The organism is Thermostichus sp. MS-CIW-37 (assembly GCF_054060065.1).
Map to the genome: position 1 here is coordinate 1 of NZ_JBSSCV010000048.1, position 10649 is coordinate 10649.

The following is a 10649-nucleotide window of genomic DNA, read 5'->3' on the forward strand; positions in this document are numbered from 1 at the left end:
GAATGAATCTTATTTCATCGCTTCATGTGGTGGGGTGACAGTCTCGGTATTGAGCCAGTACATTGAAAACCAAGGTACTCCCGCCTCTCATCCCGGCCCAAGCGCTCCGCGCCGCTAGCGCGTTCGCTTCAGCGGGACGTAGTCCATACGTCCTACGGACAGAGGGCGGGGCTTCTCGGCGGTTTAGCTAAATCCACCATCCACCCTAATTTGCTGCCGTGCTTTAGACAATGCAGGATATTATCGATTACACGGCTTACCCTTTGACCCGGCGAAAGAATTTCGATAATCCAGTCGGGTGCTGCGGTGAAGTCATCCTCTGGCTCGCCTGTTTCACTTAGGCGAATTCGATCCCACGCAATTACAGCAATATCGGGAACAATGGAACGACCGGCAAAAGTGCATCGCAATTCGGGTAGGGCAGTATAGCTGGTGGTGCTGCCGTCAACCTCAGCCAAAAAGCGTTTTTGCAAAATGGAATGGCGGACTTTGGGCAGCGGTTTTTGAATGGCAACTCCATCCACGTACTCCCATGCCGGAGACTCTTCTATGTGAGGCAACTTGAGGAAGTCTTCAAGAGTGAGAGCCAAATCTAGGCGAGTTGTCATAGGTTTAGGCAAAGCCCCCCCGGATCCCTGCCAGTACTGTATCCCAAACCCCAAAGCGAGGGGGAGCGGTGGAGTAGGGGTTAAAACTGCGGCAATTGGGGTAGATGGAGCGTGAAAGTCGTCCAACCGGCAGAGCTGTTGACCTCAATGGATCCCCTCAGTTGATCCACCATTTGTTTCACCAAAGCCAAGCCCAGACCGGTGCCCCCTTCTTTCCAAGGATCATGGCTGGGGATCCGGTAAAAACGATCGAAAATGCGGGTGAGTTCCTCGGCCGGGATCTCTTGGCTATTCCTGACTTGGATGCGAGTTCGGTTGGCCTCAACCCTGACTTCTAGGCGGATGGATCCCTGGCCGGGGGTGTATTTCACCGCGTTGTGCAGGAGCTCCCGCAGGATACGCCCCAAAAGGAGAGGATCTGTGGTGATGCTGCTCTCCAGAGGCACGTTGGCTTGAAAGGTTTGCCCCTTAGTACGGGCGCGTTCGCCAATAGCCAACAGCAAATCCCCCAACAAGGCTTCCCAGGTCAGCGTTTGCAGATTCAAAGCATAGGCTCCTGCCTTTAGCCGCTGCAGATCCAACAGGTCGTTGATGAGCTCGATTTCCCGCTGGCATTCTCGCTCTGCAATGGCTAAGTATTGAGCTCGTTTCTCCCCAGTGGGAGCCATCTGCAACATTTTCAGGGCCATTTTCATGCTGGCTAGAGGAGTGCGCAACTCGTGGCTGACGGTGCTGATAAAGTCATCTTTGAGGCGGTTAAGGCGCTCCAGGGCTTGCACCTGCTCTTGGGCAGCTCGGAATAGGCGCGCCTGCCTTAGGCCGATAGCACATTGATTGGCCACTTGAGCTACGAGATTCATTTCCTGCTCATCAAAACTTTCCTCGCTGCTGCGAAAAACCCACAGATCCCCCAAGACTTGCTCCCCATCCCGCAGAGGGCAGACCAAGACTGATCCTTGGCGGGGGGCGTCAGGAAGTAAACAAAATATGCAGGGCTCTCCTCGCAACAACTGGGCGTAGAGATCTGGATATTGGGCAAAGGGAATACAAGTATGCAAGGCCGACCCCAAGCGAGGACAATACTCGTAGCTGATGGTGGAAAGGGTGAGATCGGCGTTGTAAAGGCCAATATCGCAGCCATCTGCATTTAGGTTTTCTCCCAGCTCGCGCAGAGCGGTGTTGAGAATTTCAGCTTCATCCAGAGAGTCGCGCACCCGGTCAGTGATGCGTTTCAGCAGGGCCTCAAATTGCAGGGATCGCTGCAACTCAGAGGTGCGTTGCCGAACCTTTTCTTCCAAGGTTTGATTGAGGGCTTGCAGTTGTTCATATAACTGGGCCTGTTGCAACGCGATGGCTAATTGATCGCTCAGCTCTTGTAAAAGCCGGATTTCCCACTCTTGCCAAGGGCGGCTGGATTGGCAGTGCTGAACTACCAATAGACCCCACAAAGCCTCACCCTGCCGAATCGGGATCACCAAGTTGGCTTGGGCCTGGAAAGATTCCAAGAGCTCCCGATAGCAAGGATCCAAATTGGCCGTCGCCACGTTGGCTATGGCTTGCACAAAGCCCTCTTGGTACTTGCGGTAGCAAGGACCCTGGGGAAGGCAAGCATCCCACACCCGGCGGCCCAAGTGGCTGGGCCAGGGATCCGCCACCGACTCAGCAGCTACAAACCCCCCTACACCTTCCTGCAACTGATAGATCATCACCCGATCCACCTGGAAAACCTCTCGCACTTCTGCAACAGTGGTTTGCAAGATAGATTGCAAATCCAAATCCTGACGGATGCGTCGCAGCAAAGCTCCAAGCAGCCACTCCCGCTCTGCTTCTTTCAGCAACAGATCTTGGGCTTGTTTGAGGGGCGTTATGTCCACAGCGATGCCGCAAACGGCGTAAGGAGACCCCTGCTGATCCCGCAGGGCAAACTTGGTGACCCACCGGGTCAATCTCTTGCCATCGCGGAAAAAGGTTCGCTCGTAGCTGACAGGATGCGGAGATTGCAGGACTTTTTGATCCTGATCTCGAAATTCTAGAGCCTCTTCTGATGCGAACAGCTCACTATCCAACTTTCCAAAGAGCTCTTCTGCCTTGCAGCCTCTCTGTTGTAGATAAGTCTTGTTTACATGAAGATAGCGCCCTTCCAGATCTTTGAGAAAGATACAAAAAGGGATCCCATCCAGAATGGCCCTAAGCCGAGCTTCGCTTTCTTGTAGAGCCAGCTCTGCTTCTTTCTGCTCCGTAATATCTTCGGTAATGCCTGCGATGTGAACGACTTCCTGCTGCTCGTTCAAGACAGGGTAACAAGAGGTACGCAACCAGCGCAGCCTGCCATCTGGGTGGAAAATCCGATAGGTAACTGACATTTTGCCTTGGGTGGCAAGAGACAGGGTTTCCATCACTCTTGGCAGATCCTCTGGGTGGATCCTTTCCTTCCACAGATCCGGCTGGCGATAAAGCTCCTCTGGTGTATATCCGAAAATCTGTTCACAACGAGGACTTTTGTAAAGAGCGCGGCTAAAGTCTGCCGACTGTAGGAAGAAAGTCACCGGTACAGCCTCTGCAATTTCCCGAAAGCGGGCTTCGCTCTCTCGCAAAGCCAGTTCCACCTGCTTTTGTTGGGTGATATCGCGGGTACTGGAAACGATCCCCTGAACCAAAGGATCATCCAAGAGATTGGTGCAGAGGCTCTCCAGCCACACCCAATGGCCGTCGGCATGTTGCATCCGATAGACAAAGCAGAGAGTCTGGCCGGGCTGGGACAGGAGTTGCTCGCAGGCAGACGCGATGGCCTCGCGGTCTTCGGGATGAACCAGCTCCAGGGGTTGAGGCTCTCCTGGCTGGGGGGTAAGACCTAGAATCTTCTCCGCCACCGGGGGATTAAGGCAATACAGCCGGCCCTGGGCATCAACCCGGTGCAAGATGTCGTGGCTGTTGTTGATAAAGGCGCGAAAGCGTTCTTGTTGATCTGTTAGCTCTCGTTGCAGGCGCTTCTGCTCGGTGATATCTAGGACAATGCCGAGAAGCCCTAATCCTTTAGACTGATCCTGAAGCTTTACAGCGAAGCGATAGGTGTAGCGCTCCTGGCCTTGAATTACTTCCTTGCCCTCGAGTTGGGAAAACCCTTGCCGCTCTACGTCGGATAGAACTTGAGAGGTGTACTCCAGCCAGTGGGGATGTTGCTGAGCTGCCTCCTCCAAAGAAGTACCCAGCAGATCGCCAAACCAGGCGCGGTCAGTGGCATTTTGCAAAATTAGCACTCCCTGGGGATCCCTGGCCCACACCGCCAATGGCAGGGCATCCAACAAGGTGCGCAGTTGGGCCTCCCGCAGCCGCAGGTTTTCTTCCAATTGTTTCTTCTCGGTAATGTCTCGGCCCACGCCGCGAATAAACTGCAAGCGGCCCCGCCGGTCAAAAATGCCTTGGTGGATCCACTCGAACCAGCGCGTCTGCCCCGACGCATCCGATACCCTGCCAACTCGGGTGAAGGTAGGCTGCTGAGGGGTGAGCTGGGCTATCTTTTGCCGCACCTGCTCTTGCTCTTCTGCCGGCAGCACGTCGATCCAGCGCCTGCCCCGCCAATCCCCCAAGATTTTCTGGCAAGCTTCGTTACATTCCACCACCATCGTATCTGCACGCGCCAGCATGATGACATCGGGAAAACCCACCTGATCCCGCTGCAGCCAGCGCTTTTGCCAGTACATCACCACGGCCAGTGAGGATCCCCAAAGGAGCAGCCAAAGCCATCCGGGCAGAGTGTTCCAGTTGAGTAAGGTAAGCAGGTTGACCAGATCCCAGGAGGCGCTCATGAAGGTTGTCGATTAAGTTAAGTTTAGAAAGTGTCAAGGAGTACGCTGCTTTTCGGTAGCATTTCTAACCCAGGATCAAGCACTGTGACAACAATTCCCCATCTCCCCGAAAACTCCCCGAAAAGGAGAGCAAAGTTTGAGTCTACTGGAACGGTGGGGCAGTATCCTCGAAAAGGGGGCTTTCAGGGTGAAGAGTTGTTTCTTAGGTTTCCTAAGTGTTCGGATAGATAGTTCTGAATCCAGCGCACCAGCCGCTGAGAGAGCACGAAAGCTTCTGGTTCGTCCCCTTTGATGCCGACTTGGCTGCTAAAGCAGGCGATGACCTCCTCGTTCAGCTCCGGTTTAGAAGGATCGCTGTGAAACTGCAGCCGCACTTGGCTTTGGACCTGAAAACTCTCTTGAGCTTGGTTATCCAAAACTTCCTGACCCACTCGATGCAGCCGCACTCCTTGCAACTGAGCCAAGGGATAGGAAAACACCTGCTGCCGCCAAAAGCCCCAAGGGCCACCCAGCCGGGTCAAGGTCACCCGTTGGCTTTGGCAATCTAGATTCAGGATCTGCCCCAACCCCCAAGGGATCCCAATCCACAAGCCCATCCCCACAGCCACCAAACCCAACAGCGGCGAACGGGCCCACAGTTGGGATCCCACAATCAGCAGCACCAAGCCTGCTGCCGCCCGCCAAGCCAGTTGCTGAGAGGTAAACCGCTGTAGGGCAATGCGCAGCCGTTTGGGATTGCGCTCCAGAACCTGCGGATAGACCGGTGCCATGAAATGGGATCCCACTGCTTAGGCTAGCTTAACAGGGGTTGCTTTTCCCTAGGCGCTGAAGGCGTCTTATCCGTACATTGCGTTGGTGAAAAACTACAACTCCGGCTCGGCAAAAAACTCTGATAAATCCAGCGCAAATCCAGGGATCACCTCTCCACCTTCCAGGATGTCGCCGGGTTTCTTCAATGCTTCAGGCTCAGGCCGGCGATAGACCAGAACGTATTTCTCTTCAGGATGAATGATCCAGACCAGCCGGGATCCATTCTCGAAATACTCAACGAGCCTATCATGGATCTCTCCAACGGTGTTGGCATCGGAGAGAACTTCTACAGCCAAGTCTGGGGATCCCTCAATATAACCCCTTGGGATCCCGCCCAGAGATTGCAGCCGTTCTTTGGAAAAGAAAGAACAATCTGGAGAACGGCGATTGCCGGATTTCATTTTGAAGGAAGTATCGGAATCGAAGGTAAATCCAATCCTTTGACTGCGAACGTACGAGCCTAGAATGATATGAATCAAACTTACGTAGTACCCATGCTTTGCGCCTGCCGAGCCCACAGTAACCAGTTCTCCATTCACAACCTCATAGCGATTGCCATCCTCCGGTAAAGCCATAAACTCTTCGTCAGTCCAAATTTTTCGAGAAGCTGCCGGAGAACTATCAGCAGGTGCCTCGGCCAATTTTTCTCTTTCCAAAACCTCGACCATCATGACCTCCGCAATGAAAAACGGCTAAGGGAGCCGGTCTGGGGTCAACACATCCTGAAGAGCGATCTGCACGCCCGGTAAGAAGTCAGCAAGCTGCCCTGAGGGATCCCCTTATTTAGGATCCACCAGGGATCCCATAAACAGCACGGTTTGGGCCGCTGGGTTGCCGCCGGATCCGGAGGCCACAATGGCAAACCAGAAGGGCCGATCTGCCACAAATTGAAAGGGCTCTTGCCGGTCGACAGCAGTCCGGGAGACGATCACCCCAGTAGCGGCTGCCGCCTCCGATCCCTCTTCGTTCACTTCAATTGCTGCTTTGTGCAGGACTTTGCTGATCCGCGCTGGCTCTGGGGTCATCTGGCTGAAATCGGCTCGGTTGGAAAAGGCAACTCCCAGGCCCAACTGCTGCAGAACGGAAGTGAGATCCGTTTCATAAGCCAATTCAAATTTCGGGATCCGCACCGAACCTGCACGGGGGCGCAGGGATCCCGTCCATTCTTGCCAAGTTTCCGGGCTTAGCTCTGCCCGCAGCGATTCCAGCTTCACTCCCTTCTTGGGCAGCAGGATCAGCATTTCCAGTTCTCCTTCCCCGTAGGGCAGGCTCACCACCTGCAACTGCTCGGTTTCCAGGTAGTCGTAACGACCTGATTGAACCATCATGGGTACTCGGACGCGGCGGCCATCCAACCGAGTAAAGGGCTGAGTTTGGGTGCGCTCCGGATCGAAGGGCTGAGTCCACTCGCCTTTGAAGTAGATGGCATTGAGCAAAACCATCAAATCCTCGCGGCTGAGGCGATCCACAATGCGGTTGATCTTGCCCTGGGTGCGCTCGGCCACCCAGCCGTTGATCTGGTTCACCGTTTGCCGGGATCCCAAATTCACCCGATTCACCACCGCTTGGTAGTAGGTGGCCAAAGCCTGCAAAAACTGGGGCTGTAAGGTGAGGGTTTGATCCACCCAGAGGCCGTTGGCGATTTGCACCTGGACTGGCCCTCCTGCCGGGGATCCCTCCGCCAGCCAGCCCACCATTTGGGCATTGCTCCAGTTCAACTCATTGAGGGAAAGGTCCTGTGCCTCCAGCACCTCGGCCATTGCCGTTTGGGTCTCCCCAGAGGCGCCGTTGTAGAGCATGCTCAGGGCCAGGCGGATGCTCAAGGGGGAGAAAAAGAGGTTCTCTTGGGGCTGCTGACGGAGCAGGTGATCAAACAGTTTCAGCGCAAAGCGGCTTTGGGCTTGTTGGGCCACGGTCTTTTCCCCATACCCTTCCCCATAGGTCACCGTTGGCTCAAAGGGAATCCGCACCGGGGTTTCCTGTGAACGGGATCCCATCCCGTGAGTGGGCCAGAGGCCCAGGCTCAGTAAACCCAGCAGAGCCAGAAGAGGGATCCGGCTCACCAAGGATCGATTAAACAGGTCTTTCATAGGGCTCTCCTGGCAGAGTCTATGGCTATGCTATCGGGTCGGTTGTGGGCTGCCCTTGCCCAGAGCCGCCATTCCGGCTGCGCTCAAGGGGGAAAAGCACAGGCCGCTTCCGGCAAGCAAGAATTGGCAAGGCTCTCCCAGGGGGGAACTTCCTGCGTCTGGCTGTTCAAGTCGCAGCAGCAGCGTCTGGCGCGATAGGATGAAGCCTGCACAGGAGAGCGCCACATGGTTCTGTTCGTGATACGGAGTCCGCAAAAAGTTCCGCGAGGACGCAAAGTTGCCTTGGGTTTGGCTCTGCTGCTCCTGGGATCCGGCTTGGGATGTGCTGCTGCCACGGAGAGATCTCCCGCCTCACAAACTCAGGTAACCGAAGCCATCTCTCCATCCCCCCCAGCCATAGGGCAGCCCCAGCAACTGCCGGTTGAAGCGGAAGTCACCCTTGCCGGCCAACGCTTTGAGTTAGAGGTGGCCCGCACGCCTGAGCAGCAGCGCTTGGGCCTGATGTTTCGCACCGACTTGCCGCCGGATCGGGGCATGTGGTTTCCCTTTGATCCGCCCCAGCCGGCTTCTTTTTGGATGTTCAACACCCTGATCAACCTGGACATCATTTTCCTTCACCAAGGCAAGGTGGTGTACATTGCCGCCGATGTGCCCGGCTGCCCCGCCCAACCCTGCCCCACCTATGGGCCGCCTCCTTCCCAGTTGGTGGACGGTGTGCTGGAGTTCCGCGGCGGGACGGCTGCTGCTTTGGGTTTGGCCGTTGGAGATCCGGTCGAGATCCGAGAGCTTCAGCCCGCAGCCCCTTGATCTCTCCCTCCCTTGGGGACAAGGAAGACGGGCTCGAAGATGATCTTTTGAAGAATTTTTGCGATGATTTTTGAGAGTCGCCAACTGAGTCCATAAAAGAGGCGACCGCGAGCTCAGGATTGGTTTGGCTACTGCGAGCGAGCCTATGGATGTCGGCAGCGCGAGTCATTGGATAGGGGTGGGGGCCGTCGCCCTAGCCTCCATCCTTTGGGCTGAGATCGTGCGGGATGTGCGCCATTGGCTGGCCCACCGGTGGCCCTGGCTGATGCCCAAACACATCCTGCACCACCGCCTGTTCCGCCCCGACCTTAGCGTGGTGGATGCACAGCTGTACCGAGAATCCCAGTGGCACCACGACGTTCCCGAAGCGGCGACGATGATCCTGGCCGGGATCCCTTGGGTGGTGGTATTGGGCCAGGGATCCCTGCTGTACGGCCTGGCGGCAGCGGTGGGGGTGGTCTACTCGGCCAGTTTCTGGGTGGCTGGTATGCTGCGGGGTTGGGGGCTGGCCCTGCAGACGGATATCACCCACCAGCCGGGGCCTTTCCCCGTTCCTCCCAGCCAATGGCATGTCAACCGCGCTTACCACTGGCGGCACCACTTCGACGATACCAACGCCTATTTTTGCGGCACCCTGACTCTCGTAGATCGGCTCATGGGCACCAGTCTCTCCTTGAAAGGCAAGCGAGTAGCCGTCACCGGGGCCTCCGGCACCCTGGGCCGGGCCTTGCTCAAGCATTTTCACCAGCAGGGGGCCAAAGTCATCGCCCTCAGCTCCCATTCGGATTCGGTTCACATCGAAGTGGACGGCCAGATCCAGCCGGTGGAGACCGTTCGCTGGCAGGTGGGGCAAGAGGGATCCCTGGCTGAGCTGCTGGAGCGGGTGGATATCTTGGTGCTCAACCACGGCCTGAACGTCCACAGGCAACGGGATCCCGAGTCTGTCCGCCAGTCCTATGCCGTCAATACTTTCTCCAGTTGGCGCCTAATGGAGCTGTTCTTCCAGACGGTGCGCGGCAACCCTGAGATGGCCACCAAAGAGGTGTGGGTGAACACCTCAGAGGCTGAGGCTAGCCCTGCTTTCAGTCCCCTCTACGAGCTCTCCAAGCGGGCCCTAGGCGATCTGGTTACTCTGCGCCGCCTCGATGCTCCCTGCACAGTGCGCAAGCTCATCCTCGGCCCCTTCAAGAGCCAGCTCAATCCCATTGGGGTTATGTCGGGAGATTGGGTGGCCGCTCAGATCTTGGCCCAGGCCAAACGAGACTGCCGCAACATCATCGTCACCATCAACCCCCTGACCTACTTGCTTTTCCCGCTCAAAGAGCTGGCTGTGAGCACTTATTTCCGCTTGTTTAGCCGTCGGTCTCCAAGGACTCCGTCCCGCGAGCGCGAACAGCCAGGGATCCCTGCCCCCAACCCAGATCCTGCAGGTGGGGCCGAGTCCGGTGATTTGCCTTTGGTTTAGTTAAAAGGAACTAGATCCCAACCCGTTCCATAGCTCTATGGCATTGGGCGCAAAAGTGGAGTAAGACAAGAGCAGGTTCCTTGGCGTGCCAATACGAACTTTTGGGGAGCGAGAGTGCCCTCCTTGGGTTTGCAGAAATACAGCAGTTCGATCCCTGATGAGCGTTGGGTGTGAGGAGTAGGAGTGAGCGTGAACATGGTGCGACAGTGGGTGAGCGCAGTACTCTGCGTGGTGGGTGGATCGTTGATGTCGGGGCTTTTGTCCGGCTGTGCCATCCCGATGCCTTCGGCATCTGCGGGAGTTTCTGAAGTCCAAGTGCGCTTGGTGCATGTGGCCCCCAATGCCCCTCGGATCGACTTGGAAGTGGGAGGGGTGAGAGCTGCTCGGGGCATAGCCTATGGCTCGGTGAGCGAGTACGTGCGCATACCGGCGGGCGAGTACGACATTGTTTTGTTTTCAACGCCTGAGAACCCTGGCCAGCCTGCGAGTTCTTTGGTTGCGGCCAGAACCGTAGCCAATCTCAGGGGCGGGGGAGTATTCTCGGTGGTTGCTGCCAACGAGCCGAATCGCATGACGGCCCTGGTGCTGGAAGACAACATCCATCCGCCCTTTGATCAAGCCCTGGTGCGGTTTGTCCACGCTGCCCCTGATGCGCCGGCCCTGCAATGGCAAGGGGAGCAAGGGCGGGTACTGCTGCCCCAGTTGGCGTTTGGACAAGTATCCACCTTTCAAGCTATGCGCCCCGGCTTTACCCAAATTCAAGTGGCCATAGCCCCTTCAGCCTCCGCGCCAGGTGTGCAGTCGGCTCCCAGCCGGAGCATTCCCCTGCAGCGGTTTGACCTGCAGCTGGAGGCGGGGAAAGTCTATACCCTCTATGTAGCGGGATTGTTGCGCAGCAATCCGGCCCTAAGCCTGGTGCTGGCAGAGGAAACTCGAGCTCGCAGGCTCCTATAGCCAAGGTGTTTCGGTCTGATACATTTACGCTGAACACTGCTGAACATCACTGTTCAACTATGCAGCGATAGCATTCTGTTTGTTTCCAAACAGAATGGCGGTATCCCGC

Annotated in this window: 8 protein-coding genes and 2 pseudogenes; 5 read left to right on the forward strand and 5 right to left on the reverse strand. The window is 56.4% G+C overall.

Translation table 11 applies throughout. The features are described from left to right. Window positions 1–118: pseudogene (locus ACVWYZ_RS13835) on the forward strand (IS200/IS605 family transposase); the annotation flags it as partial. 40 nt (window positions 119–158) lie between these two features. Here the strand turns inward: ACVWYZ_RS13835 and ACVWYZ_RS13840 are convergent. From ACVWYZ_RS13840 to ACVWYZ_RS13860, 5 genes and pseudogenes are all read right to left on the reverse strand, one after another. Next, window positions 159–608 (reverse strand): annotated as a pseudogene (locus ACVWYZ_RS13840) (Uma2 family endonuclease); the annotation flags it as partial. Between the two features lie 80 nt (window positions 609–688). After that, on the reverse strand, window positions 689–4414 hold the full coding sequence (locus ACVWYZ_RS13845) for a PAS domain S-box protein (RefSeq protein ID WP_457467382.1): 3726 nt from the start codon (window positions 4412–4414) through the stop codon (window positions 689–691). A gap of 182 nt (window positions 4415–4596) precedes the next feature. Then, window positions 4597–5184: a hypothetical protein gene (locus ACVWYZ_RS13850; protein WP_457467383.1), complete on the reverse strand. Its 588-nt coding sequence runs from the start codon at window positions 5182–5184 to the stop codon at window positions 4597–4599. Between the two features lie 93 nt (window positions 5185–5277). Continuing rightward, a complete protein-coding gene (locus ACVWYZ_RS13855; RefSeq protein ID WP_414350202.1) occupies window positions 5278–5892 on the reverse strand; it encodes a Uma2 family endonuclease in 615 nt (204 codons plus the stop codon). A gap of 111 nt (window positions 5893–6003) precedes the next feature. Next, the gene (locus ACVWYZ_RS13860) at window positions 6004–7314 is read right to left on the reverse strand and encodes a serpin family protein (protein ID WP_457467384.1); all 1311 of its coding nucleotides are present in this window, start codon (window positions 7312–7314) and stop codon (window positions 6004–6006) included. A gap of 21 nt (window positions 7315–7335) precedes the next feature. Here ACVWYZ_RS13860 and ACVWYZ_RS13865 point away from each other — a divergent pair, with 21 nt between their 5' ends. The 4 genes from ACVWYZ_RS13865 to ACVWYZ_RS13880 all read left to right on the forward strand — a co-directional run bounded on the left by ACVWYZ_RS13865 (window position 7336) and on the right by ACVWYZ_RS13880 (window position 10540). Next, the gene (locus tag ACVWYZ_RS13865) at window positions 7336–7512 is read left to right on the forward strand and encodes a hypothetical protein (RefSeq protein WP_457467385.1); all 177 of its coding nucleotides are present in this window, start codon (window positions 7336–7338) and stop codon (window positions 7510–7512) included. Window positions 7513–7539: 27 nt separating this feature from the next. After that, entirely contained in the window at window positions 7540–8121 is a 582-nt protein-coding gene (locus ACVWYZ_RS13870) for a DUF192 domain-containing protein (protein ID WP_457467386.1), read from the forward strand. Window positions 8122–8266: 145 nt separating this feature from the next. Beyond that, on the forward strand, window positions 8267–9586 hold the full coding sequence (locus ACVWYZ_RS13875; protein WP_457467387.1) for a bifunctional sterol desaturase/short chain dehydrogenase: 1320 nt from the start codon (window positions 8267–8269) through the stop codon (window positions 9584–9586). 183 nt (window positions 9587–9769) lie between these two features. Continuing rightward, window positions 9770–10540 carry a DUF4397 domain-containing protein gene (locus tag ACVWYZ_RS13880; RefSeq protein WP_414351985.1) on the forward strand — a complete coding sequence of 257 codons (771 nt, stop codon included), beginning with the start codon at window positions 9770–9772 and terminating at the stop codon, window positions 10538–10540. Window positions 10541–10649 lie beyond the last annotated feature (109 nt).